This window comes from Roseibium sp. R5 (assembly GCF_055755305.1).
This window is the reverse complement of record NZ_CM146910.1, coordinates 883074-907517: the sequence shown is the minus strand read 5'-3', so window position 1 is coordinate 907517 and position 24444 is coordinate 883074. Positions and strand designations below refer to the sequence as shown.

At 55.0% G+C, this 24444-nt stretch carries 21 protein-coding genes; 16 read left to right on the top strand and 5 right to left on the bottom strand.

Features of this window, described 5'->3' with window-relative positions; translation table 11 throughout:
* Positions 1 to 50: 50 nt before the first annotated feature.
* The 3 genes from AC0J4F_RS04120 (at position 51) to AC0J4F_RS04110 (ending at position 2928) form a co-directional block, all read left to right on the top strand.
* Positions 51 to 512, top strand: a complete 462-nt coding sequence (locus tag AC0J4F_RS04120; RefSeq protein ID WP_133949489.1) for a MaoC/PaaZ C-terminal domain-containing protein — start codon at positions 51 to 53, stop codon at positions 510 to 512.
* A gap of 72 nt (positions 513 to 584) precedes the next feature.
* A complete protein-coding gene (locus AC0J4F_RS04115; protein ID WP_473025489.1) occupies positions 585 to 1778 on the top strand; it encodes an acyl-CoA dehydrogenase family protein in 1194 nt (397 codons plus the stop codon).
* A gap of 13 nt (positions 1779 to 1791) precedes the next feature.
* A complete protein-coding gene (locus AC0J4F_RS04110) occupies positions 1792 to 2928 on the top strand; it encodes an acyl-CoA dehydrogenase family protein (protein ID WP_473025488.1) in 1137 nt (378 codons plus the stop codon).
* An 88-nt stretch (positions 2929 to 3016) separates the two neighbouring features.
* On the opposite strand, the gene AC0J4F_RS04105 is transcribed toward AC0J4F_RS04110, so the two are convergent.
* The gene (locus tag AC0J4F_RS04105) at positions 3017 to 3916 is read right to left on the bottom strand and encodes a heparin lyase I family protein (protein WP_473025487.1); all 900 of its coding nucleotides are present in this window, start codon (positions 3914 to 3916) and stop codon (positions 3017 to 3019) included.
* Between the two features lie 394 nt (positions 3917 to 4310).
* Here AC0J4F_RS04105 and AC0J4F_RS04100 point away from each other — a divergent pair, with 394 nt between their 5' ends.
* From AC0J4F_RS04100 to AC0J4F_RS04090, 3 genes are read left to right on the top strand one after another with little or no spacing between them, the layout of a single operon-like run.
* The gene (locus AC0J4F_RS04100; RefSeq protein WP_473025486.1) at positions 4311 to 5717 is read left to right on the top strand and encodes a pilus assembly protein TadG-related protein; all 1407 of its coding nucleotides are present in this window, start codon (positions 4311 to 4313) and stop codon (positions 5715 to 5717) included.
* A gap of 10 nt (positions 5718 to 5727) precedes the next feature.
* On the top strand, positions 5728 to 6267 hold the full coding sequence (locus AC0J4F_RS04095; protein WP_473025485.1) for a TadE/TadG family type IV pilus assembly protein: 540 nt from the start codon (positions 5728 to 5730) through the stop codon (positions 6265 to 6267).
* A 1-nt stretch (position 6268) separates the two neighbouring features.
* Positions 6269 to 6832 (top strand): TadE/TadG family type IV pilus assembly protein, encoded by a 564-nt coding sequence (locus AC0J4F_RS04090; RefSeq protein ID WP_133949478.1) that lies wholly within the window; start codon positions 6269 to 6271, stop codon positions 6830 to 6832.
* A 65-nt stretch (positions 6833 to 6897) separates the two neighbouring features.
* On the opposite strand, the gene AC0J4F_RS04085 is transcribed toward AC0J4F_RS04090, so the two are convergent.
* Entirely contained in the window at positions 6898 to 7632 is a 735-nt protein-coding gene (locus AC0J4F_RS04085; RefSeq protein WP_473025484.1) for a nitroreductase family protein, read from the bottom strand.
* Positions 7633 to 8012: 380 nt separating this feature from the next.
* Here AC0J4F_RS04085 and AC0J4F_RS04080 point away from each other — a divergent pair, with 380 nt between their 5' ends.
* A complete protein-coding gene (locus tag AC0J4F_RS04080) occupies positions 8013 to 9002 on the top strand; it encodes an ABC transporter substrate-binding protein (protein WP_133949476.1) in 990 nt (329 codons plus the stop codon).
* A gap of 139 nt (positions 9003 to 9141) precedes the next feature.
* The gene (locus AC0J4F_RS04075) at positions 9142 to 11400 is read left to right on the top strand and encodes a putative bifunctional diguanylate cyclase/phosphodiesterase (protein ID WP_473025483.1); all 2259 of its coding nucleotides are present in this window, start codon (positions 9142 to 9144) and stop codon (positions 11398 to 11400) included.
* Between the two features lie 124 nt (positions 11401 to 11524).
* Here the strand turns inward: AC0J4F_RS04075 and AC0J4F_RS04070 are convergent, their stop codons facing one another.
* Positions 11525 to 13021 (bottom strand): BCCT family transporter, encoded by a 1497-nt coding sequence (locus AC0J4F_RS04070; protein ID WP_473025482.1) that lies wholly within the window; start codon positions 13019 to 13021, stop codon positions 11525 to 11527.
* Between the two features lie 286 nt (positions 13022 to 13307).
* On the opposite strand from AC0J4F_RS04070, the gene AC0J4F_RS04065 reads away from it, so the two are divergent.
* From AC0J4F_RS04065 to AC0J4F_RS04055, 3 genes are read left to right on the top strand one after another with little or no spacing between them, the layout of a single operon-like run.
* On the top strand, positions 13308 to 16112 hold the full coding sequence (locus AC0J4F_RS04065) for a molybdopterin oxidoreductase family protein (RefSeq protein WP_473026401.1): 2805 nt from the start codon (positions 13308 to 13310) through the stop codon (positions 16110 to 16112).
* Complete coding sequence (locus AC0J4F_RS04060) at positions 16109 to 16855, top strand: 4Fe-4S dicluster domain-containing protein (RefSeq protein ID WP_209180844.1); 747 nt, start codon at positions 16109 to 16111, stop codon at positions 16853 to 16855. The genes AC0J4F_RS04065 and AC0J4F_RS04060 overlap by 4 nt, the downstream gene beginning before the upstream one ends.
* Complete coding sequence (locus AC0J4F_RS04055; protein ID WP_473025481.1) at positions 16855 to 17730, top strand: dimethyl sulfoxide reductase anchor subunit family protein; 876 nt, start codon at positions 16855 to 16857, stop codon at positions 17728 to 17730. Before AC0J4F_RS04060 ends, AC0J4F_RS04055 begins: the two co-directional genes overlap by 1 nt.
* A 57-nt stretch (positions 17731 to 17787) precedes the next feature.
* On the opposite strand, the gene preA is transcribed toward AC0J4F_RS04055, so the two are convergent.
* Both preA and AC0J4F_RS04045 read right to left on the bottom strand, forming a co-directional pair.
* A complete protein-coding gene (gene preA / locus AC0J4F_RS04050) occupies positions 17788 to 19101 on the bottom strand; it encodes an NAD-dependent dihydropyrimidine dehydrogenase subunit PreA (protein WP_133949467.1) in 1314 nt (437 codons plus the stop codon).
* Between the two features lie 19 nt (positions 19102 to 19120).
* Positions 19121 to 20467 (bottom strand): NAD(P)-dependent oxidoreductase, encoded by a 1347-nt coding sequence (locus AC0J4F_RS04045; RefSeq protein ID WP_473025480.1) that lies wholly within the window; start codon positions 20465 to 20467, stop codon positions 19121 to 19123.
* Positions 20468 to 20768: 301 nt separating this feature from the next.
* Here AC0J4F_RS04045 and AC0J4F_RS04040 point away from each other — a divergent pair, with 301 nt between their 5' ends.
* The 5 genes from AC0J4F_RS04040 (at position 20769) to AC0J4F_RS04020 (ending at position 24429) form a co-directional block, all read left to right on the top strand.
* The gene (locus tag AC0J4F_RS04040) at positions 20769 to 21314 is read left to right on the top strand and encodes a GNAT family N-acetyltransferase (protein WP_473025479.1); all 546 of its coding nucleotides are present in this window, start codon (positions 20769 to 20771) and stop codon (positions 21312 to 21314) included.
* Between the two features lie 749 nt (positions 21315 to 22063).
* Entirely contained in the window at positions 22064 to 22273 is a 210-nt protein-coding gene (locus AC0J4F_RS04035; protein ID WP_040452710.1) for a cold-shock protein, read from the top strand.
* Positions 22274 to 22407: 134 nt separating this feature from the next.
* Positions 22408 to 22647 (top strand): hypothetical protein, encoded by a 240-nt coding sequence (locus AC0J4F_RS04030; protein WP_133949463.1) that lies wholly within the window; start codon positions 22408 to 22410, stop codon positions 22645 to 22647.
* Positions 22648 to 22668: 21 nt separating this feature from the next.
* Positions 22669 to 23052 (top strand): DUF6481 family protein, encoded by a 384-nt coding sequence (locus AC0J4F_RS04025; RefSeq protein WP_473025478.1) that lies wholly within the window; start codon positions 22669 to 22671, stop codon positions 23050 to 23052.
* Positions 23053 to 23682: 630 nt separating this feature from the next.
* Positions 23683 to 24429 carry a S1 family peptidase gene (locus AC0J4F_RS04020; protein ID WP_473025477.1) on the top strand — a complete coding sequence of 249 codons (747 nt, stop codon included), beginning with the start codon at positions 23683 to 23685 and terminating at the stop codon, positions 24427 to 24429.
* The last annotated feature ends 15 nt before the right edge of the window (positions 24430 to 24444 follow it).

Here is a 24444-nt window from a genome sequence, read left to right as displayed (position 1 = left end):
GTCGGATGGACCTACCCCTCGATCACGCACCAAAAAGAGTGTTTGGACGCATGACTCAATCTCCACGGCTCGTCGGACCGGGATTCCACTGGCAGGACTTTTCTGCCGGTGACCGGTACCGGACCCTGGCACGCACAATTACGGAAGCAGACATCATCGCCTTTGTCGGTGTAACCGGAATGACCGAAGTCCTGTTCACCGACCAGACCTTTGGGCAAGGGGTCGCGGCCCGGGGGCGGGTCGCACCTGCGGCACTGACCTACACGTTGATCGAGGGCATCCAGTGCCAGACCCTCATCCAGGCGACAGGGCTGGCGCTTCTGGAAGTCGACAAGAAGGTTCTGGCACCCGTCGCTGCTGGAGACACCATTCACGCCATCGTGGAGGTTTTAGAGGTCCGCCAGACCAGCAAGGGCAACCGTGCCGTGGTGACGACGCGCAACGACATCGTCAATCAAAATGGAGAAACGGTGATCACCTACACCGCCAAACGGCTGATCGCGGGACGGTAAGAGCCATTGGCGTCAAAGCCGCTGGGGGAGCGGCCGATGCCTAGAGGCAAGTAAACAAATTGGGAGTGAGGCATGGACATCAATTATACGCCGGAAGACGAGGTTTTCCGGACTGAGGTAAAGGCCTTCCTGGAGGCGAAGCTGCCAAAAGGTCTCAGTGACAAGGTCAAGGCAGGACAAAAGCTTGATGGCGAAGACTTCATGCGCTGGCAGCAGATCCTTGGGCAAAAGGGTTGGCTGGTGCCCCGCTGGCCCGAGGAACATGGCGGCTGCGGCTGGACACCGGTGCAGGTGAATATCTTCGATGAAGAAGCCTATCTTGCCGGAGCGCCCCGCGTTCTGCCGTTCGGCGTTAATATGGTTGGCCCGGTGATCATTGAATTCGGCAGCGAGGACCAGAAAGCCCGTCACTTGCCTGGAATTGCTCGCGGTAAAGTCCCATGGTGCCAGGGTTTTTCCGAACCCGGATCCGGCTCGGATCTGGCTTCATTGAAAACGGCGGCGGTTCGCGACGGCCACGATTACATCGTCAATGGACAAAAGATCTGGACGTCATACGCCCATTTTTCCGATTGGATGTTCTGCCTGGTGCGCACTGATCCCAACGCGGCCAAGAAGCAGCAGGGAATCTCATTCCTTCTGATCGACATGAAAACCCCCGGCATCACCGTCCGCCCGATCATCACGTTTGACGGCATGCATTCGGTCAACGAGGTTTTTCTGGAAAATGTCCGGGTCCCGGCGGAAAACATGGTCGGCGAAGAAAACAAGGGTTGGGACTATGCCAAGTTCCTGCTCGGGCATGAACGCACCGGGATTGCCGGCGTCGGCGGCTGCAAGGCCGAGTTCGAAAAGCTCCTGGAAATCGCCCGGACAGAGAAAAAAAACGGCAAGCCTTTGATCGAGGATCCGCTGTTTGCGGCGAAGATCGCTCGGCTCGAGATCGACCTCAGGGCCTTGGAACTCACCAACATGCGGATGCTGAGTGGCAGTGGAACGGGTATGAACGGGGCCTTCCCGTCTGTTTTGAAGGTCAAGGGCACCGAAGTGCAGCAGCGCATTGCCGAATTGCAAATGGATGCGGTCGGAGTGCATGCCTTGCCATGGCAGCAAGCGGCGATGGATCCAGCGTGGAACGGCGACACAGTCGGGCCGGATTATGCAATCCCGCGCATGCCGGCCTATATCGATCGCCGGAAGGCAACGATCTACGGCGGCTCGACCGAAATTCAGAAAAACATCATTTCAAAAACACTCCTCAGTTAAGCGGACCGGCGTCATGAATTTCAATTATTCTGAAGAACAATCCCTGATTTCCGACAGTCTCGGCAAGCTGTTGAGCGATGGCTGCAGCCAGGCCGCCCGAAGAGCCCTCATTGCCGAGGAACAGGATCATGATCCTGCGATCTGGTCGGCGCTCGGTGAGCTTGGAATGCTGGGCCTGCCGATCGCAGAGGCTTATGCGGGCGTTGGCGGTACCGCCGTCGACACGATGGTCGCGGCCGTCGAGTTTGGGCGTCACCTTTCGCTCGAGCCGTTCACGGCAAGCGTTGTTTTGGGCGGGGGCGCCCTTCAATTGGCTGGAACGGAAGACCAGAAAAACGCTTTTCTGCCCGGTATTGCGGACGGCTCCAAACGCGCCGCGGTCGGGTTTTTGGAACCGGAAAGCCGGTTTGACCTTTCAAGTGTTGCGACTCGTGCGGAACCGGACGGCGATTGCTACCGGCTCTCCGGCCGGAAAACAGCAGTGATCGGTGCTCCGTCAGCTGACATTCTGATCGTGTCGGCCCGAACGTCAGGACATGCAGATGATCCGGAAGGTCTCACCTTGTTCCTCGTACGGCCGGACGCAAGTGGTGTGGAGATGAAACCCTACCGGTTTGCAGATGGCCGGACCGGTGCGGACATTGTGCTTGAGAATGTTCCTGTAGCTGCATCCGATATGCTCGGTCCGAAAGACAAGGCGGCAGACCTCATTGAGCATATCGCAGATCTAGGGACGGCAGCGCTGTGCGCCGAAGCCTTGGGAGCGCTTGAGAAAATCATCGCCATGACGACAGAGTATCTCAAGGTTCGTACCCAGTTCGGCCGTCCGATCGGTGAGTTCCAGGCACTTCAGCATCAGTTGGCCGAAATGATGATTGATTTCGAGCATGCCAAGTCGTTGGTGTTTGAAGCCGCCATGACCGCCGATAGCCCGGACGCCCCCATTCGGAAGAAAGCGGTCTCTGCCGCCAAGGTCTACCTTGGCGAACGTGGGCGGGTGATCTGTCAAAATGCGATACAGATGCATGGCGGCATCGGCATGACGGATGAATATGAGCTTGGCGACTATGTGAAACGGGTCATGGTCGCAGAAAAAGCGTTCGGCGATACCGACCAACATTTGGAGCGCTATGCCCGCCAAATGGCTTAGATGTCGTGGCTGCTAAGCAACGCGATCGGGAGGATAGTCCTCGCGACTGCGTTAACATGTTAGCCGAAAGACATATTTTTCGCCGGGCTCATTTGAAGATCGGATCGGACAATCCGATGCTCTGAGCGGTTGGTCCGCTCCAGTAATCCTTGTGAAACGCCGTAAACGGCACGTCAAAGTCACCCACGGTGTAGAGCCCGTACTTGAAATAATAGCCGTCTACCTTGTCGTTGGAATAGCCGGTTGTACCTTCATACTGAATCATGTCCTGCCAATCGCTGTCACAGGTCTCCCGCAGGGGTGGACACTGCCGCATCCAGGAGTCGATTCGGCCATCATTCTCCGGCGACCACACAACACGGTAGACATATTCGTGGTAGACGCCCTGGTCGATCCGTGGTTCCGAATAAAGGATCTGGCCGTCTCCTTCGATGGTGCCAAGCCGCTCGATGACGTCGTCGCTCCAAAGGGTCACGACAAATCGGCCGTTCCAAAGCCGGTGCGAAATGTTGGGCCGCAGGCTATGGCCACCTGCTCTCAGCCGCTCGTGCCACTGAGACAGGACCAGCCGGTGGTCTGCTTCCATGGGAAACGTTTCCGGGATTAATGTGGAGATCCGGTACCAGACTTCCTCGCCATTTTCGGCTACGTACATGTCGCGCAACTCAGCGCGGATCCCGGATGAAATAGGTTTGTCATCCGGTGAAATGGTAAACTTTACGGCGCGCAGATCTTTACCCGGCAATTCAAAATCGATGAGTTCGGCGGATTCGCAGTTTGCCAGCCGTTTGATGCTCAGGTCATCCGGGATTTCCTTAGCGGTCATGTCACATTTGTAAGAGTCTTCCTCGACAGGTACGGCTTTACCACCGATGACGATCTCGTCTTGAGCGAGTGCGGCTGACGCGCCCAAGAGCGTTAGAGCTCCGCAAACTGAACAAGCTTTTGCTTTCGAAAAAGACATGGTGCCGGTGTTGCCCGCGGTCATAGGGAAGTCCTTTTTTGCTTTCATTCATCAACTGAGCGAACGCGAGGGCGTGCTTATCGTTCCGTAAACACAGACTTGTGATCACAGTTTTTTGGGGCCAATTGCACTTTTATCTGGAAAAGAAGGAAGTTGCTTTTTTATGCGAATGATCAAATTCGGAGCTCGCCCTACATAAATATTGACAAAAATACGTATTATGAACAAAAAATAGGCAATAAAACTGCGTTCAGGCAAGTGTAACCATATCTAATTTATTTATTCAGATTAACTTTATAGAAGTGGTCAGATTGTTATTTCAAAAATACTGTGCCGACCACTGATCAACCGTGAACTGTTCAGGGCGAGAAAATTGGTGCCACCGCTGTAAGGCATTTCTAGAGTACGGATTTCGCAATTGCGCTCACTTCTTCAAAAACTTGCGTCCCGTTTTTCCAACTTGGGGGCGGATCAGTCCGGTAATGTCGCCATTCTCACAGCTTTGGCGTTTGTGCCGCTCATGCTGATCACGATTGGCAGCCTCGATGTCGTCCGGATGACGACCGCTCAGGCAAAACTCCAATCCACGTTGGACTCAGCGACGCTTGCGGCCGCTTCTTTGAGCAACACTGCGAGTATCGAAGATACGGTAGATGAGTATATCCGAGCCAACCTGCCCGACACCGCACCCTGGACAACTTTGAACCTGACCATGGGAAATGTCACGGACAGCCTCAACGCAAAGTCTGTCGAGATCAATGCGACCGTTGACATCGAAATGACGATTTTGAAGCTGGCTGGAATTGACACGACGAGTGTTTTGGCATCTTCAGTTGCTCAGCAAGCTGCAACAAATGTCGAAGTGGCTGTTGTACTTGATATCTCGTCGTCTATGGGCGGTTCGAAAATTACGAACCTGCGTTCAGCTGCTAAGTCATTCATTGAAACAATGCTGAACGAAGACGATCGGGAATACACGTCCCTGAGCATTATACCATTTGGCGGAACCGTTAACATCGGGGATTTCTATGATAGATATGCTGTGAACTCATCGACCCCGGGAGTTATCGACTCGCCAAGTCCGGCTGATTACTACGTGAACAAAAACGTTCCCTACGGCAAATTCATGTTCTCCACGGAGAGAGAAGGGTGCATCGAATACACAGATGACGATTTCGATATGACCGCGATCCCTGCGAACAGCCGCCCGCAAATACCTGACTTTACCAAATGGGTCGCGACCAATCCCTGGTGTCCGTCTGACGACACCGCAATGCTTCTAAACTCAAATAACACATCCGACTTGAAGGCGTTGATTGATGACATGGACCTGTCCGACGGTACCGGCATGGACATCGGAACGCTGTGGGGTGCAAAGGTTCTGTCCAGTGACATGAGGGGGCAACTGGGCGGTGATTTTTCGGACCGGCCTGCCGATTTTAATGATGAGGATACGCTTAAGGTTGCTGTGATCATGACTGATGGCGCAATAACTGCGCAGTTTCGACCACGGGACTACACAACGACTGGTAAAATCAAAAACAATACTCAGCAAACCATCGTGTCGAAGGGCGGTAAAAATACCTCTTCATCCACAGCTGATAATGCGGTTGCTTACTTTAAGCGCGTTTGTGAATATTTGAACGATAACAATGTTCAAGTATATACGATAGGATTTCAAATAAGTAGTGGTTCATTGCCAGACGAGCTTCTTCAATACTGCGCATCAAGTATTTCAAATTACTATTTTGTCGAGGGCTTGAACATCGATGATGCATTCAATGCTATTGCGGCGTCGGTGAACAGTCTTCGCATCTCCGGCTAGGTTGATTTCAATGTGTGCCCTGCGAAGTTTCCTTAAAAAGAAAGACGGTGCGACTGCCGTAGAGTTTGCGCTGATCGGCCTGCCGTTTTTTGCGTTGTTTATGTCCTGTTTTGAGATGGGACTTTTGTTCATCCGCATGGCAATGCTGGATCATGCTGTAAACACAACCTCAAAATCTGTCTATATCGGGACAGTCACACAAGGATTGGCGAACAATACGGTTTCCAGCGATGACCTTGAGCAAGATATCTGCGATCTCGTAGGTGTTGTTGTTCCCAATTGCGCGAATAACATCACTATCGAGCTCACGGAAATCGATAACCTAGTCGATCTGCCGGACACGGACGCAGTCTGCCGCGATGAAGGTGATGAATTCGAGCCTGTTGTGAACTTCAATCCGGGCGCTGGGACCAGCATCGTGTTCATGCGGGCGTGCGTTACAACGGATGTCTACACACCGGGGTTGGGATTTGGCCTGGAGCTCTCGAAAACCGACAACAATCGGTTTGAAATAATCTCTTCAATGGCCTTCATGAACGAGCCTTTTTAAGATGCAGTTGTTCTTTAGAAGGATCCGGAGCTTTCGGGCGGCTGCAGAGGGAGCTGCCGCGGTCGAGTTTGCGCTCATTTTTCCCTTGTTGATCCTGATCTTCTTGAACACCGCCAGTTTATTTGATGGGTTCCGTGCTTCCCGTCAGCTTGAGCGAGCAGCAAGTGTGACAACAGATCTCGTTACCCGATTCAATGGAGATACGTTTACAGAGGATGATTTCGATCTTATTGAAGCAACGGCAGTGTCGATCCTCGGAAATTACGCGACCGACAGCAATTTCATCATGACAGTTTCGAGTGTCCGCAATTTCTTCGATGATGAGGATGAATTGGAGGTTCACTGGTCAGAAAGCAATGATGACGATGCGCTTCTGGAAGATGATGATTTGGCCCAGTTTGATTTTCCGACCCTCGCAGAAGGCGACACTGTCATCGTCGTACAGTTGTCGTTGGAGCATTCAGCCTTGTTTGTAAGTGACATTGTCGGTGACTTCAGTCTGAATGATTTCCATATCCGGCGCCCACGGTTCAAAACAGAGATTGTTCACGAAGACGACAGCTGATTGTGGCGCTAACGCCGGAATAGCGTAGTCCATAAGACAGCTCTCAAGTTGCCCATTTTCCCGAACTAAGCCTCGGTATCAAACACGCTTAAGATCTCCTCAAGCGGTTTTTTGATTTTGGCTGCGGCTGGAACGGTGGCATCGTTTGCCGGGTGGCCGACGGCGAGGATCATAACGGGCTTTTCGGCTTCCGGGCGGTCTAGAATATCGTTCAAAAACCGCATCGGATTTGGCGTGTGGGTCAAGGTGCTGAGGCCAGCATGGTGCAAAGCCGTGATCAGCACACCAGTCGCGATCCCGACGCTTTCAGGAACATAGTAGTGCTTGTAGCGCGTTCCGTCTTCATACGTGCCCCAGCGCTGTGCAAAGATCACAATAAGCCACGGAGCGATTTCCAGATGCGGTTTGTGCGCGTTGGTGCCGATCGGTTCCAGCGCCTTGATCCAGGCATCCCCCGCCCCGCCATCATAAAACTTTTGCTCTTCTTCTTCGGCGGCCTCTCGAATTTGGCGCTTTAGGTCTGGATTACGGATTGCCACGAAATGCCAGGGTTGATGATTGGCGCCGCTTGGAGCGGTGCCGGCTGCCCGTATGCAGGTTTCGATCACGCTGCGCTCTATCGGTTTGTCGGAAAACTGGCGAATCGTATGCCGGGTGCGGACGTCTTCCAAAAACTCATTAGCGCGCTGGCGTATGTCTTCATCGGAAATAGCCCGCCGATCCGGCATTGGCAGAGCCGTATAGACGAGGTTTGATTTGTCGATCATGGAAAGACCTTGCGCGTCTTGGCTGTTGTCCATCAGTATGAGGCTTGCCCGAGTTCCATCCAAAGGCAGCACGGTTGATACTGCAGGAATTGCCAATATCATGGCAATGCAAGCTTGAGTGGAAATTGGAAAATAGAAACAATATGAGCGAATTAACGGGTCAACAGAATTAAAATTCCGCATGACTAAAAAATAGTCTTGACCAGAGAGCTGGCAGCTTTCTAGATTTTCTTGACCATTTGGTCAGGCTGATTGTGAAGAAGGCGACACGCCCGCACTGTGCAGCGCGGCCATATTGCGGGGAATGTGCAAGAGCGTGAGGGAGATGCTCATTCCTTTATTCCCGGCAAGGTTTGACTTCCAGAGACGGGCGGAGCCAGAAAGGCACGCCCATAACCAATAGGGGAATGGCAATGAAGGCACTCAAAAGTCTGGCACTGGCTTCGGTCCTTGGCGCCGGTCTGTTTGCGACCGGTGCTCAGGCTGCTGACGAGCTGACGCTTCAGTTGAAATGGGTTACGCAAGGCCAGTTTGCAGGTTACTACGTCGCCAAAGACAAAGGCTTCTACGAAGAGGAAGACCTGGACGTCACAATCAAACCCGGCGGTCCGGACATTGCGCCGCCGCAGGTGATCGCCGGTGGTGGTGCTGATGTCATCATCGACTGGATGCCGTCAGCTTTGGCGTCGCGCGAAAAGGGCGTGCCGCTCGTTAACATCGCCCAGCCATTCCAGAAGTCCGGGATGATGCTGACATGCCGGAAGGAAACCGGAATCTCCTCTCCAGAGGACTTTCGGGGCAAGACGCTTGGCGTGTGGTTCTTCGGCAATGAATATCCGTTCCTGTCCTGGATGAGCCAGCTTGGCATTCCGACTGACGGCAGTGACGGTGGCGTGACGGTACTCAAGCAGGGCTTCAATGTGGATCCGTTGCTACAGAAGCAGGCCGACTGCATTTCCACGATGACTTACAACGAGTATTGGCAGGTCATCGACGCGGGCATCCCGGCGGAAGAGCTGGTGGTTTTCAAATATGAAGACCAGGGCGTCGCGACCCTTGAAGATGGCCTCTATGTCCTGGAGTCCAGCCTGGAAGACCCGGCAATGGTCGACAAGCTGGCGCGCTTTGTAAAAGCCTCCATGAAGGGCTGGGCATATGCCGCTGAAAACCCGGAAGAGGCAGCTGAAATCGTTCTGGAAAACGACGCCACTGGTGCACAGACTGAAAAGCATCAGATCCGGATGGTTGGCGAGATCAACAAGCTGGTCGACGGGTCTGACGGCAAGTTGGACATGGCCGCCTATGAGCGGACCGTGAAGTCTCTCCTTTCTGGTGGGTCTGATCCGGTTATTACCAAGGAGCCGGAGGGTGCGACCTCAACGGCAGTGACAGACAAGCTCTAAGCGAAGCATCTGTCGCTCAAATAGTTCTGAAGCCGGGGCGGGTTATCCGCCCCGGTTTTTTGTTGTTTTACACGTATTGAGAGAAAATTAGAGAATTACCTTTAAACACTACTTCATATCGTCCAGATCTGGATAGAATATGGGTATTATTGACGATAAAAATGACGAAACGATCTATGATGATGGAAGTGAAAACCGAGAAGGCGTCGTAAAAAGTCGCATTGGAATAAATACGCTATTTGTCGCGCCAGTCGCCGTCGTGCCTGTTTTATTCACGATCGTGTTGGTTGTTTTCGGCGCAGTCTTCATCAAGGTCTGGATCGCCGAAAAGGAAACCGCGCAGCGCGAAGTCATGGCGGTTTCTCGGATTTTTAACAGCTACCAGCAATCGCTCGTCGACGAGATGGAGCGGTACGCTGCCTCCAATGCCGCTTATATCAATGTTGTTTCCAAACCAGACGCGAACTGGATATCAGGCCGGTTTGGCGTCGATATGGCCGGCGACTTTTCACCCGACTTTTCCGGGCTGATAGAGCCGAGTGATGGCCTGACATTTTCTGCCAGCCGGTCAGGCGAATCGGCGCAACCGGTGTTTCAGCATATCCTGAGCAGTGGCTTTGCTAATGCGTTGCAGCTGATACGTAACAATTATCTCGCCGGGCTCAGCGCGAATGAAGCCGGAGATATTCTGTTCTCCGGTGATTTGGCTGATCTGAATGGATCGGATGTATTCCGGATTAACGGCATTCCAAGCCTTGTAACCGCTTTTGCGATCGTCCCAGATCCTGGCGGTATTCCGATGGTCTATCAGGAGCCATACATCCTGATATCCGTTTTCAAGCTGAACGACCGCAGATTGGCTGAGCTGCTGTCCATCCTGCCTGTCGAACAACTTGAGTTGTTGGATGAAGTTCCGGAAGGGATGATCGGAATTCCGTTGAAGAATGCAGCGGGTTCGAGTGTGGCTCTGCTTGTTTGGAATCCGATCAGCCGTGCAACCGGGGTTATCGTGTCTTCGATCCCGGTGTTGTTTTTGTCTCTTGGAACCATTTTGATCATGGTTCTGGCGGCTTTACGTCAGATCACACAGGCCAAAAGTGAACTGGCGGTGCAGGAGCAGGAAGCGCGTCGGGCGGCGTCTCATGATTCCATGACCGGGTTCACCACACGTGCCCAATTTTACAAGGAAGCCGGCAAGCGCTTGTCATCCGAAGACGTGCGCATAAACGGCGCCAGTGTTGTTTATCTGGACCTGGATAACTTGAAAGAAGTCAACGACATCCATGGGCATATGGCTGGAGATTGGCTGATCATGAGCCAAGCCGTCCGGATACGAAAGCGTCTTGGGCCGGACGCGCTGATCGGCCGGATTGGCGGCGATGAATTTGTAATTCTGGTAGAAGGCCGGGTCGGGGAAGATCACTTCCCGAGCAATCTGGTTGGATTGTTTGATGACCTGATCGAGCCAATTGAGTTTGAAGGGCGTCTGATCGATGCATCCTGCAGCGCAGGGATTGCCCGTTTTCCGGACCATGGCCGAGGTATACTCGACATCATTCGATCCGCTGATGTTGCTCTTCAAAGGTGTAAGGCCGAAGGCAAACGGTCTTACAGGCTGTTCGACAATAGGATGGATGAGGAGCGCTGCGAACGCCGACAGCTCCGCAGTGAGCTGGCGACTGCCCTTCAGGACGATCAGTTTGAATTGTTTTATCAGTCGATCGTGGTTTCCGAGACGGGCGAACGGGCACACGCTGAAGCACTGATCCGCTGGCGCCATCCCGAACGGGGGCTTGTTTCTCCAGGGTTGTTTTTGCCCATTGCAAAGGAAGCTGGGTTTACATCCGAAATCGACAATTGGGTGTTGGAGCGGGCGATCCGCGACGCCAGCAATTGGGGCGGAACAGGTGTTTCTGTCAACGTGAGCTCAAGCCAGTTCCAGAAAGAAGGGTTTGCCGAGCACGTCGCTGACCTTCTGATGACCTATGGTTTGTCTGCTGACCAATTGCTGCTTGAGATCACGGAAGATCTGGTGCTGGAGGAGGACCAATGCACCCAGAAGGTCTTTGCTGAACTTCGTGACATGAATATCGGCCTGGCGATTGACGATTTCGGAACCGGTTATTCCAGCTTGAGCTATCTGCACAAGTACCCCTTCAACACGATGAAGGTCGACCGCAGCTTCGTGGCGCGAATTGGGATCAGTGAAGAAAACGACATGCTGGTCCGCACGCTTCTCGGCATTGCCAAAGTGATGGGAATGAAAACCATTGGCGAAGGTGTTGAAACCCAAGAACAGCGGGAGTTTCTGGTCAATGCGGGCTGCGAGTATCTACAAGGCTATCTCTTCGACCGGCCGGCGCCGTTGGCCGAAACCGGTTTGAAACGCGCCAGCTGACGCATACCGTCTTCAAGTGTTTAGCTTTTCGGCGTTTTGCGCATCAAGATCCAGGCAAGGAAGCCGATAAACGCGAAAGTTCCCAAGTTCATAAGTGTATCGACGGGATCACCGATAAGCATTTTTAAGCCTCCTTGGGATTGTCGAGGATGAGCGCCTTTATCAGGCAAACCAGCAGCAGCATCGTTATGAAGACGAACGGCAACGCGCCGAGGGCGATAAGTGTCCTCACGGCCGACATGGATCCCGAGAGGATCATCGCTGCCCCGAGTATGCCCAACAATCCGCCCCAGATGACCTTGATCTTTGTGCTCGGGTTTTGATTCCCGCCGGTTGAAAACATGCCGAGTACGAAGGCGGCACTCACCACGCTCGTCACAATGAAGAGGAAGGCCGCCAGAATGGTTGCTAATGTGGTCAAGGTGGCCAAGGGCAGGCGATCAAGGAGAGCGAACGTCATGCGCTCTACGTTGGTCTGTGTCAAAGCAAGCAACTCGCCCTTGCCGTTGAGGGTCTCAAAGATGCCCACTCCGCCAAAAGCGCCAAACCAGATCGTGGAAAACAGAGTTGGGCCGATCAGGACGCCGAGAACAAATTCACGGATCGTGCGGCCCTTGGAAATCCGCGCGACAAAGACCCCGACGAACGGACCCCAAGCGATCCACCAAACCATGTAGGTGAGTGTCCAGTCCTGAAACCAGCGGCCGATCTCGTCGCCGTAGAAGGTAAAGGTGCGGAAGCCGGCGGGTATGACATCGGCAATGTACATGCCAATACCGCCGATCACCGAATTCATCAGGAATTCGCTCGGGCCCATGATGACGGTGTAAGCGACTAGCGCGATCGCAAGGCTCATGGCGATGTTGGAAAGCTTTGCCATGCCGGTGCTGAGATCGACCATCAGGGGCGGAATATATGCAATGACCATGACAACAAAAATCAGGCCGACCAGCCACGGCGCCGCCGTCTGGGTGCCAGCAAGCACCGACACGCCATCGGCAACCTGAAACACACCCATTGCAATTGATCCGCCAACCCCGATCGCGATTGCAGCAATGGCCATGAAGTCTGAAAACCAACCGACTAGACTGGCCCACTTTTCGCCAGGAAACAGGCTTTTGATGGGTGCGCTGACCAGCATCGGTGTGCCCCGCCGGAAGCTGAAATAAGCAATCGCCAGTGCCGTCGTGCCATAAATCGCCCAGGCATGAATGCCCCAGTTGAAATTGGTGGCTAGCAATGCCCCGTCGGCAGCTTCAGGCACGGATATTTTGCCTTTCAAGAAGGCAAAATGGGTCAAGGGCTCGGCCACTGCCCAAAACAACAGTCCGACACCCATACCAGCGGCAAACAGCATGGCGATCCAGGTCGGTGTTGAGTATTCGGGCCGGTCATCATCGGCACCTAGGCGGATGTCGCCGAAGCGGCTGAAGGTCAGACCAAGACAGAACAGCAGCATGATCGTGACAGAGAGCATCACGAACCAGCCGCGGCTTATAAAGTACTGATCAACGATCTCCCGCGCGATTGCCTGAAGGCCTTCCGGGTCGATGACACCCCATACGCCGACGACGGCACACAGGCCAATGGAGCACGTGAGAAGCAAGCGGTTCGAATCCAAGGGGGCCTCCAAGCAGAATTGGCGAACGCTAGCCCATCTTGTGATCGATGCCTAGGCCGCCAGAAGCGCACCCGAGCATTCTGATTGCGCGAAGAAAAAACAGCGCCTCACTTCAACCGCTGAAGTGTTCTGTCCCTCTTGACGTCAAGCCAACTCAAGTCTTCAGTTAGAAAGCCTTGCTCCGATATCCGCCCAAAAGAAACTCAGATTTCGCGGCGGCGCAGTTTGGCAGGATGCGATTTCAAGAGACGCCTTGGGAGGGGATGTGCTCAATCATAGTCAACCGATGGTGGAGACGTCTCCGGCTGTCTCCGATGAAATACGAAAAACCACCTGTTACATGTGTGCCTGCCGATGCGGGATCAACGTCCATTTAAAGGACGGGAAAGTCGCATACATCGAGGGCAATCGGGATCATCCGGTGAACAAGGGCGTGCTCTGCGCCAAGGGCGCATCCGGGATCATGCAGGTCACCGCTCCGTCGAGATTGCGCAAACCGCTCAGGAGAACGGGTCCGCGCGGCTCGGGTGAGTTTGAGGAAATCAGTTGGGAAGAAGCGCTGAAAACAGCCGTTTCCTGGTTGGAGCCCATCCGCAAGACCGCTCCTGAAAAGCTGGCCTTTTTCACAGGTCGCGATCAGTCTCAGAGCTTTACCAGCTTCTGGGCACAGAACTTCGGCACTCCCAACTATGCCGCTCATGGAGGCTTTTGCTCGGTCAACATGGCAGCCGGCGGTATCTACACCATCGGTGGTGCCTTTTGGGAATTTGGGCAGCCGGATTGGGATCGCACGAAGCTCTTCATACTGTTTGGTGTGGCAGAGGATCACGACTCCAATCCGATCAAGATGGGCCTCGGCAAACTGAAGGCGCGGGGCGGTAAGGTCATCGGTGTGAACCCGGTTCGGTCCGGCTACAACGCCATTGCCGATGAGTGGGTTGGAATCACTCCGGGCACGGATGGACTGTTCATTTTGTCCCTCTGCCACGTGCTTTTGAAAACTGGACATATCGATCTTGCCTATCTGGCCCAGTTCACAAATGCGCCCTGTCTGGTGATCGACAATCCAGGGTCTGACGACCACGGCCTGCTGCTGAAAGATGCAGACGGCAAGTCCCTTGTGATCGACCGGGTGACCGGAAAACCGGCACCATTCGACCAGAAAGGTGTCCGACCGGATCTTGGTGCAGAGTATGACGCAGATGGCGTGTCCTGCAGGACCGTCTTTCAGCATCTGGCGGAGCGCTACCTGGATGATGCCTACGCCCCGGAGACGGTCGCCGAAGCATGTGGGGTATCTGCCGGCAAGATCCGGGCTGTTGCCGCAGAGCTTGCCCGCGTGGCTTTCGAGGAATCCTTTGAGATCGACCAGCCCTGGACGGATTTCCGGGGGGAGACCCATCAGACCATGCCGGGTCGGCCGGTCAGTTTCCACGCCATGCGCGGTGTGTCTGCTCATTCCAACGGGTTCCAGACCTGCCGGGCGCTGCATGTGCTGCAGATCCTGCTCGGAACGGTCGAGGTTCCGGGTGGCTTCCGGTTTAAGCCGCCTTACCCGAAGCCAGTCACGGCGCACCCGACGCCCCATTGCAAGACCCAACCGGATCGTCCGCTGGATGGTCCGCATCTTGGCTTCGTCCGCGGCCCGAAAGATCTTGCGTTGAAAGACGATGGCACGCCGGCACGCATCGACAAGGCGTTTTCCTGGGAAAACCCGATGTCGGCTCATGGCCTTATGCACATGGTCATCTCCAACGCCCATGCGGGCGATCCTTACAAGATCGACACGCTGTTCCTTTATATGGCGAACATGTCCTGGAACTCCTCCATGAACACCCGTGGTGTCATGGAGATGCTGACGGACAAAGATGAGAACGGCGACTATGTAATTCCCAAGATCATCTATTCGGACGCCTATTCCTCGGAAATGGTCGCCTATGCGGATCTGATCCTGCCAGATACCACGTATCTGGAACGGCACGACTGCATCAGTTTGCTGGACCGGCCGATCTGCGAGGCGGATGCAGCAGCCGATGCGATCCGATGGCCGGTGATCGAGCCGGACCGTGACGTCCGGGGTTTTCAGTCTGTCCTGGTGGATCTCGGCGCACGGCTTGGCCTGCCCGGTTTCGTCAATGAAGACGGCAGCGCCAAATATGCCGACTACGCCGACTACATCGTCAATCACGAACGCCGGCCGGGCATCGGCCCGCTCGCCGGTTTTCGCGGGAATGGCGAGCAAGCTGGCCGCGGGGACGTGAACCCGGCCCAGTTGGACCGCTACATCGAAAACGGCAGTTTCTTCGTCGAGCATATCCCGGAGGAAGCGGCGTTTTATAAACCCTGGAATGCGGCCTATCAGGACTGGGCGGTGAAACTTGGTCTGTTCGACAGCCCGCAGCCCTATCTGTTTGAGATCTACTCCGAGCCCATGCGCCGGTTTCAGCTGGCCGCAGAAGGGCATGGTGACCGGCAACCGCCCGATCGCTTGAGAGATCAGGTGCGGGAAGCCTTTGACCCGTTGCCGGTTTGGTATCCACCGCTCAGCGATACCATTGCCGATCCAAACACCTATCCGGTTCATGCGCTGACCCAGCGGCCAATGGCGATGTACCATTCCTGGGGGAGCCAGAATGCCTGGCTCCGGCAGATCCACGGCCGGAACCCGCTCTACGTTCCGACCCGGATTTGGGAAGAAAATGGCTTCTCAGAAGGTGATTGGGCAAAGGTGACCTCGCCGCATGGTGAGATCGTTGTGCCGGTTGCTCACATGGCAGCGCTCAATGAAAACACCGTGTGGACATGGAACGCCATCGGCAAACGCAAAGGTGCTTGGGCGCTGGATGGGGATGCGCCGGAGGCAACCAAAGGCTTCTTGCTCAATCATCTGATCCACGAGTTGTTGCCGCCGAAAGGCGATGGCCTCAGGTGGTCAAACTCCGATCCGATTACCGGACAAGCTGCCTGGTTCGATCTGCGGGTGCGGATCGAGCGTGCGGAGCCGCCCCCGGAGAGCCAACCGGCATTTGATCCCATCAAGTCCCCGGTTGGAACAGGCCCGAATACTGTTCGACAGCAGGTGCGCTCATGACCCAGTTGCCGGAAACTACAGACAAGAAGCTCGGGCTCGTTATCGATCTCGACACCTGCGTCGGGTGCCATGCCTGCGTGACCGCCTGTAAGGGGTGGAATACGGAAAACTATGGCGCGCCTCTGAGTGACATGGACGCTTATGGCAAGGACCCGGTCGGGTCTTTCCTGAACCGCATCCATTCCTTCGAGGTTCAACCGGAGAACGGGCCAGCGCAGACGATCCATTTTCCGAAGTCGTGCCTGCATTGCGATGATGCGCCGTGCGTCACCGTCTGCCCGACCGGCGCAAGCTACAAACGCCGTGAAGATGGGATTGTTCTGGTCAATGAAGATGCCTGCATCGGCTGTGGTCTGTGTGCCTGGGCGTGTCCTTATGGGGCCCGGGAACTCGATCAGGCCGAAGGTGTGATGAAGAAATGCACCCTTTGCGTTGATCGGATCTACAACGAGAACCTGGAAGAGGTGGACCGGGTGCCGGCCTGTGTCAGAACCTGTCCCGCTGGCGCCCGGCATTTCGGGGATCTCGGCGATCCGGACAGCGATGTGTCCCGTCTCGTGGCCGAGCGTGGCGGGTTCGATTTGATGCCCGAACAGGGAACCAAGCCGGTGAACAAATATCTTCCCCCGCGACCGAAGGATAAGCTCGCGGAAGTATCGGCCGGTTCGGACACGATGCAGCCCGTTGCCGAAACGCCAAAGGGCTTCTTGCGCTGGCTCGACAAAGCATTGGAGGCGCTCTGATGCATCCGGCTCCCTCCGTCATCATTTTCACGGTCTTGTCCGGGCTCGGGTTCGGATTTCTTGCCTGGCTGGGCCTTGGCCTTCCGGCGGTCACCGGCTGGACAGCGTTTTTCGCCTATCTGATCGGCTTTGCGCTCGCTGTCGGCGGCCTGCTGTCGGCAACCTTTCACCTTGGCAATCCGCAGCGCAGTCTTCTGGCCTTCACCCAGTGGCGATCAAGCTGGCTGTCGCGTGAGGCCTGGCTGTCCGTGCTTGCGCTTGTCTTTATGGGGATCCACGGCTTTGCAGCCGTTTTCTTCGAAGTAACCCTGGCGCCGATTGGCGTGACCGGTGCATTGCTTTGTGTCGCAACAGTGTATGCCACCGCGATGATCTATGCGCAGCTCACCACCGTGCCACGATGGAACCATTGGCTGACACCTTTGCATCTTGTGTCCCTATCCTTGGCGGGTGGCGCTATCCTCGCCGGACAGGGTTTCGGCGCCGTTCTACTGCTCGCAATTGCCGGGTTGGTTCAGAGCCTTTATTGGATCTTCGGAGACCGCCGTTTTTCCGAACGCGGACACACGATGGAGACCGCGACCGGACTTGGCGAGCGTGGCAAGGTTCGCCTGTTTGAGCCGCCTCATACCGGCACGAATTACCTTTTGAAGGAAATGGTGTTCACGGTCGGCCGCAAGCATGCGCAGAAGCTGCGGATCATCGCATTCGCACTCAACTGTGTGCTGCCGATCCTTCTGATCTCCCTGTTGCCCGTTAGCCTGCCGGTTGTCGCTGTTGCAGGAATTGCCTTCCTGATCGGAACGTTTGCCTCGCGCTGGTTGTTCTTCGCCGAAGCGGAACATGTCGTCGGGCTATATTACGGCAAGCGGTAACAAAAACGCAGGCAAGGAAGCCTTGCCTGCGTTGATTTTCTGACACTGCAGTCGGAGTTATTCCGCAGCTTCGGGCACCGCCATCGGGTTGTTCGGATGGGTTGTCCAGTTGGCGTATTTCTCCTCGACCACCTTGTTGGTGCGCGGATCAATGGTGCCGGGGGCCATCTGCTCCATGGTGATGCAGTTCTCAACCGGGCAAACGTTGACGCAAAGGTTACAGCCGACGCATTCCTCGTCGATCACCTCGAACTTGCGTGCGCCATCCACCATGTTGGTGATTGCCTGGTGGGACGTGTCCTCACAAGCAATGTGGCAACGGCCGCACTGGATGCAGAGATCCTGATCGATCTTCGCCTTGGCGATGTAGTTGAGATTCAGGTGCTGCCAGTCGGAGGCGTTCGGAACCGCCCGGCCGACAACCTGATCAACCGACGTATAGCCTTTTTCGTCCATCCAGTCGCTGAGGCCCTCAATCATGTCCTCAACCACCTTGAAGCCGTAGGTCATAGCGGCTGTACAGACCTGCACGGACCCGGCACCAAGCGCCATGAACTCTGCCGCATCACGCCAGGTGGTTACGCCACCAATGCCCGAGATCGGCAGGCCATGCGTTTCCGGATCCCGGGCGATTTCGGCCACCATGTTGAGCGCAATCGGTTTCACGGCCGGGCCGCAATAACCGCCATGAGCGCCCTTGCCGTCGACCATGGGAGCCGGTGACATGGCATCCAGATCAACGCTGACGATCGAGTTGATCGTGTTGATCAGGGAAACCGCGTCCGCACCGCCCGCTTTTGCGGCCTGCGCCGGTTTACGGATGTCGGTGATGTTCGGCGTCAGCTTGACGATACAGGGCATGCGTGAGTGTTTTTTCACCCACCGCGTGACCATCTCGATGTACTCCGGCACCTGACCGACAGCGGATCCCATGCCGCGTTCGCTCATGCCGTGCGGACAGCCGAAGTTGAGTTCCACACCGTCTGCCTCGGTGTCTTCAACTGCCTTGAGGATATCGATCCAGTTCTGCTCTTCGCAGGGAACCATCAGCGATACGACAAGCGCACGGTCCGGCCAGTCACGTTTGACCTGCTTGATCTCCCGAAGGTTCACTTCCAACGGGCGGTCCGTGATCAGCTCGATGTTGTTGAGCCCGATCAGCTGCCGGTCCTTGCCGTGAATGGCGCCGTAGCGCGGCCCGTTGACGTTGACGACCGGGTCGCCATCGCCAAGCGTTTTCCAGACAACGCCGCCCCAGCCTGCCTTGAAGGCGCGGACAACGTTGTACTCCTTGTCCGTCGGCGGCGCGGAGGCCAGCCAGAACGGGTTCGGCGATTTGATGCCGATAAAATTTGTCGTCAGATCAGCCATGTGTCTCTCCCTCGGCCGTTCAGGCGCTCAGCGCGGCGTTGATGGCTTCTGCAGCGATCTTGCCGTCTTCGACGGCTGCGACCGTGAGGTCTTCACCGCCGGCAACGCAGTCACCGCCCGCCCACACATCATCGAGGCTGGTCTTGCGGTCCGCGTCCACCACAATCCGGCCCTTCTCGAGGGTCAGGGCGCCACCGAGATCCGTATCCACCAGGGTCTGGCCGATGGCCTTGAAGACCATATCAGCTTCGAGTGTTACGATTTCACCGGTTCCGGTCAGGGATCCATCTTGATCCTGTGTCCGTTCCAGTTCAATCCCCGTAACCGAGCCGTTTGCAGCCACAAGCGCCTTGGGCTGTGCCCAAGTCATGATCTTGACGCCATTGGTCTGCGCAAGGTGTTGCTCATATTCGGATGCGTTCATGCGATCCTGACTGCGCCGATAGGCAATGGTGACATCATCGGCACCGAGCAGCTTGGTCTGAACTGCGATATCGACCGCGGTCATGCCGCCGCCGATAACGACCACCCGCCGGCCAACAGGAAGTTTTCCAAGATCGTCGGCCTGGCGCAAGTTGGCGATGTAGTCGACAGCATCCAGAGAGCCGCCCTTGTCTTCGCCGTCAAGGCCAAGCGCGTTCACGCCGCCAAGGCCAATGCCGAGGAACACGGCATCGTAGGACGCGCGCAGATCGGCGAGGTCCAGATTGTCGCCAAGGCGGGAGCCGGTCTTGAGTTCGATGCCTCCGATCGAAAGAACAAACTCGACTTCACGAGCCGCAAAGTTGTCGACTGATTTGTAGGATGCAATTCCAAATTCGTTCAGGCCGCCTGCCTTTTCGCGTGCGTCGAACAGGGTCACGTCATGACCGTGCATGGCGAGGCGGTGCGCACAGGCAAGACCAGCCGGACCGGCGCCGACCACGGCAACTTTTTTGCCAGTGCTGGCCGCCCGTTGATAGGGCTGCGTTTCATTTTCGGCCATGTAGTGATCAGTGGCATAGCGCTGGAGCTGACCGATCTGAACCGGCTTGCCTTCTGCGACTTCGCGCACACACACCTGTTCGCACAGGGTTTCCGTTGGGCAAACCCGGGCGCACATGCCGCCGAGAATGTTCTGGTCAAAAATGGTCTTCGCCGATCCGGTCGGATTGCCCGTTGAGATCTGGCGGATGAATTGCGGAATGTCGATGCTGGTCGGGCACGCTTGCATGCAAGGTGCGTCGTAACAGAAGTAGCACCGGTCTGCCTCGACCTGTGCCTCGTGCGGTTCCAGCAGCGGATGCAGATCGCTGAAGTTTTCAGCGTAAGCTTCCTGAGGCAAGCGTCCGGCGGCAATATCGGGGCCGGCTTTGGTCTGGGTCATGAAGATCTCCGGAAGGTTGGCGATCGTTTTTGGGAACGGCATCCTTCGTTCTTTTGAGGTTGCTCGTGGGAGTATTGGGCAAAAATTTGAACAGTTAGTCAAATATTTTTAGAACAATTAAAAACTGGAGACAAAAACTCAGAAATAATATTACTGAAACATCAGTGGTTTAGTTTATATTTTGGGCGTGATTAAATTTGCGCCATAGGGCAAAGCAGTGCCAAACAAGCCGGTTCGGCTGGAGTGTTTTCAATCAGATATGCCGATTTGTGGCAGTTTTTCGGATCGAAAAACACGTCGCATGGCGGTCAGGTGGTGTCTTGGTGAAAGGAAAATACCCTTGAGCGGGAATGTCGAGACTGACCGATTGCTGCTCACGAGACCCAAACTTTCCGAGGTGCCAGAGTTCTACGGTTTTCTTGGGGATCCGTGGGCAATGCAACTCACCCAAATCGACAAGGATCTGGCGTCATGCCGACGGCGGATTGCGGTCCAAGAGTGGCGCCGCCGGCGGGACGGATTTGCTCCTTGGACAGTTCGTGTGAAGGGACAGCCGGAAATTATCGGTTGGGGTGGACTTTATGATGATCCGTTCGACCCCGGGTGGGGGCCGGAGCTGGCGTTTTTCTTTCATCCCAAAGCTTGGGGCCAGGGATACGGCGCGGAACTCTCGTTGGCAGCACTTGAGGTCGCCGACATCAAGATTGAATTGCCTTTGGTGTCGGCGTTTGCGCACCCGGAAAATGTAGCATCCCAGAAACTGCTGCAGAAGGTCGGGTTTCAGCCGGAGCGCCATGTTGAGAGCATGAACCGTATCCTCTACCGACGGCGCCACCCGGCCCTGTAAACGAGACTCACTCCGGATACCAGAAGCGCGCCTTTTCCGCGCCTCGGTCTATGATGACGTGCGAGTTCGCATTACGTAGAGGAGCGAGTAGACTTAAAGGGAAATGCGGGAAACGATGGTTCTTTAGGTTTCCGAGGAGGTATTACGCCGGTTTAAAATGCTCTTTGCGCAGGCCCGGCTGGCTCAGTATCCATAGTGGCCGCCGTTGCGGATGAAAATGAGCTATGAAGTCAGCCCGAAATTAGCTTCAGTCAGGGAAACGGGTAGGGAAATCAAGCGCTCATTTCCCTAACGATTCCTGCTCTTCTTTTCGCGCATAGGCAGTTTTAGCCGGGGGACCAACCATCCTGTGGAGCTGACCGTGGATCCGGCTTCCACACCTCCATCATGTGGTTCCTGCGCGTCCCCAATTGAAACCGATTTGCCTATCAAGATAAATCCGGCGAATTTGTGAAAATGGTTGAGCCTATGTTTGTCGGCAGTTAGGTCGCACGCCTGATGGCGCTCGCTGATGTGTTGCGCATAGGGCTGCGTATGTTTTAAGCGTCCACAACTCAGCATCAAAACCAGAAGTTGACAACCGCATCGCAAACTCTTAAGGCTAGAGCATCGATATTTTCTTGCCGAGATTTGGTTACAACGCGCTTGGCATCGCGTTCTGAACGAACCCTCCCTTTAAAGCATCGTTATCATCACCTGCGAGCTCTTTGCTCGCTGGCCTCTCTCTCTATGCTATGAAAGGGTTCATCATGACCACTGGCACAGTTAAATGGTTCAATTCCACCAAAGGCTTCGGCTTTATCCAGCCTGACAACGGCGGTCCTGACGCCTTCGTCCATATCTCCGCCGTCGAACGCGCTGGCATGCACGAAATCGTTGAAGGTCAGAAAATTGGTTACGATATGGAGCGCGACTCCAAGTCGGGCAAAATGTCCGCCTGTAATCTGCAGGCTGCCTGATAGATCCGGGATCTGCTTTCCCTTGACCACGGATGTACTGGCATCGTCGAAAGCATCAGACCAAGCACGGCCAGGCAAGTTGCCTGGCCTTTTTCGTTGCTGCTCCTAGGTGAACAGCCTTCCGGAGGAAAGTCATGACTGAAATTTACAGCAAACCCCGCCAACAGGCAGAAGTCGCGTTTGGCAAAAACCAGTCGCAATTTTTTGAACGCCAACGTGCAATTGAGGACCTCAACTCGATCGTAGTCGCCCGTAATGAAAAGACACGGAGGTTGCGAGAGGCTCGTCTTGCCAAAGAACGCCAAGACCACATGGCCTCAGCAACAAAGTCCGCTCCAAAACGTGCAAAAAAATCCTCAGGTCGCTCAGTGTAACCGGTTAAATGGAATTGAGATTTGAAAAAAATCAGAAATAACGAACACTCAGACCGCCGCCGCGCCGCGGCAGACGCCAAGGCAGCGCTTGTAGTGGCCTTTCGTACCGCCAGGGAAGCTTCCGAGCCAACCCGAGAAGCCCGGCAGACGGAGCGCCGTTTAATCGCAGAAGCTCGTGACAAGCGCCGTGCCGAGCGCGAGCAAATAAAGCTTGATGAAAGAAATCGCATCGCCGCGGAAGCAGCAGCACGAGACGCTGCCGTTGCAGCCGCAGCCAAAGCTGAAACCGAGGCGCGCGAGTTCGCTGACAAAACCCGTATTGAGCGTGTTCTGCAGGACGAAGCAGCCCGCAAAGCTAAACGCGATCAGCGCTATGCAAATCGGAAGGCGCGCCAGGCCCGATAATGTCATGACGCGGGGTGTTCACACTGTTCATGAACGTCAGACACATCTACCAGAACGTTGTGGAATCGGCTCAGGTCCTGGTTTCTGCCAAATTGGAAAGCGGCGCCGCCTTGTCCAAGGCCTGACGGACGGTGCTCACATCTATCAGCATGGCGATACTTGACGCGCAGGAGAGCTGGGCGCCCAGTTGCCCGGACAATGTTTGCTGCGTGCTTTAATGATGAGCGGATAAAACGTGGCGTATCCCATCGGTCCCGCGGTAGGGCTGAGGGTGCGCGCTCCATACGAGATGAAATGCTATTTTAAAGGCAGGTCGGCTAGCATATTGATTTTTCTCATACAGATAAAAACTCAAATACTTCGTTTAGCCATAGGCACGCAGGCCTTTAGAGCGGCAGCCCCGTTTTGTGTCTTTTGCACGGGCCGTTCCGCTAGAGCTTGAATTCGTCAAACGCTTTGTCTGGGCAACATGTGAACTCGACATGCGTAATTACGCAGCTATGGTTCTATTTGTCCTATAGCGCTCCGCTGGCGGAAAAAGTTGGCCTAATAACTGTTTTCTCAAACGTAACGCCGCATGCAGGCTGAGTTGCGTGACCGCAAATTCTGTAACGAGGAGTATGTAGATCCGTGATTGAAACACTCCTCTTCACCGCTGCGCGCATACAAACGCTCAGTCAGGGTCAAGTTCTCACCAATGCAACAGGGTTCTTCTTCAAGCGGGATGACCGGCTTTTTCTTGTCAGTAGCCGGCACGTCTTTGTTGACGAGGTCAGCCAGCATTTTCCAGATACAGTGCAAATTGAACTACATACTTCTGCCGAGAACGTTGCGCAGACCGTCCGTTTCTTGATCCCGCTTTATAGGGACGGCAAATCTTTGTGGCGCCAAGCTGTTGATGGTGGAGGGCAGATAGACGTGGCATTGATCGAATTGGACCGGCAATTTCTACCTGATCCTTGTATTCTGCATGCTTTCAGCGAAGCGCACTTGATTGATCCATTGGTCAAACAGCCCGAAGTCGGCGAACCACTTCTCATTCCTGGATATCCCCTCGGCTTCTCAGACACTTTGCATGCTTTGCCGGTCGTGCGGCATGCCATAATCGCTTCGTCTTTCGGCATGCGCTTTCAGGGACAAGGCTATTTTCTAACCGATGCGCGAACACATCGCGGCAGCAGCGGTGCACCTGTGCTGATGCGCTCGACCAACGGCCATGTCGGTGATAGCGAACTGAGTTGCTATTTATTGGGCATCCACTCGGCGCGGCTCGACGTTGGGACCCGTGATGTGACGGTGGACGAAGCTCTTGGTCTCAATTGCGCTTGGTATGCCGATATCCTGATGACTTTAACGGACGAAACTGAATCCGTTTAAACGCGATTTGCTCTA

What these genes read in the sequence shown, in the direction of transcription:
- AC0J4F_RS04120 (WP_133949489.1), top strand. Translation starts at nt 51, where the DNA reads ATGACTCAATCTCCACGGCTCGTCGGACCGGGATTCCACTGGCAGGAC.
- AC0J4F_RS04115 (WP_473025489.1), top strand. Translation starts at nt 585, where the DNA reads ATGGACATCAATTATACGCCGGAAGACGAGGTTTTCCGGACTGAGGTA.
- AC0J4F_RS04110 (WP_473025488.1), top strand. Translation starts at nt 1,792, where the DNA reads ATGAATTTCAATTATTCTGAAGAACAATCCCTGATTTCCGACAGTCTC.
- AC0J4F_RS04105 (WP_473025487.1), bottom strand. Translation starts at nt 3,916, where the DNA reads ATGACCGCGGGCAACACCGGCACCATGTCTTTTTCGAAAGCAAAAGCT.
- AC0J4F_RS04095 (WP_473025485.1), top strand. Translation starts at nt 5,728, where the DNA reads ATGTGTGCCCTGCGAAGTTTCCTTAAAAAGAAAGACGGTGCGACTGCC.
- AC0J4F_RS04090 (WP_133949478.1), top strand. Translation starts at nt 6,269, where the DNA reads ATGCAGTTGTTCTTTAGAAGGATCCGGAGCTTTCGGGCGGCTGCAGAG.
- AC0J4F_RS04085 (WP_473025484.1), bottom strand. Translation starts at nt 7,632, where the DNA reads ATGGACAACAGCCAAGACGCGCAAGGTCTTTCCATGATCGACAAATCA.
- AC0J4F_RS04080 (WP_133949476.1), top strand. Translation starts at nt 8,013, where the DNA reads ATGAAGGCACTCAAAAGTCTGGCACTGGCTTCGGTCCTTGGCGCCGGT.
- AC0J4F_RS04075 (WP_473025483.1), top strand. Translation starts at nt 9,142, where the DNA reads ATGGGTATTATTGACGATAAAAATGACGAAACGATCTATGATGATGGA.
- AC0J4F_RS04065 (WP_473026401.1), top strand. Translation starts at nt 13,308, where the DNA reads ATGGTGGAGACGTCTCCGGCTGTCTCCGATGAAATACGAAAAACCACC.
- AC0J4F_RS04060 (WP_209180844.1), top strand. Translation starts at nt 16,109, where the DNA reads ATGACCCAGTTGCCGGAAACTACAGACAAGAAGCTCGGGCTCGTTATC.
- AC0J4F_RS04055 (WP_473025481.1), top strand. Translation starts at nt 16,855, where the DNA reads ATGCATCCGGCTCCCTCCGTCATCATTTTCACGGTCTTGTCCGGGCTC.
- preA (WP_133949467.1), bottom strand. Translation starts at nt 19,101, where the DNA reads ATGGCTGATCTGACGACAAATTTTATCGGCATCAAATCGCCGAACCCG.
- AC0J4F_RS04045 (WP_473025480.1), bottom strand. Translation starts at nt 20,467, where the DNA reads ATGACCCAGACCAAAGCCGGCCCCGATATTGCCGCCGGACGCTTGCCT.
- AC0J4F_RS04040 (WP_473025479.1), top strand. Translation starts at nt 20,769, where the DNA reads ATGGCGGTCAGGTGGTGTCTTGGTGAAAGGAAAATACCCTTGAGCGGG.
- AC0J4F_RS04035 (WP_040452710.1), top strand. Translation starts at nt 22,064, where the DNA reads ATGACCACTGGCACAGTTAAATGGTTCAATTCCACCAAAGGCTTCGGC.
- AC0J4F_RS04030 (WP_133949463.1), top strand. Translation starts at nt 22,408, where the DNA reads ATGACTGAAATTTACAGCAAACCCCGCCAACAGGCAGAAGTCGCGTTT.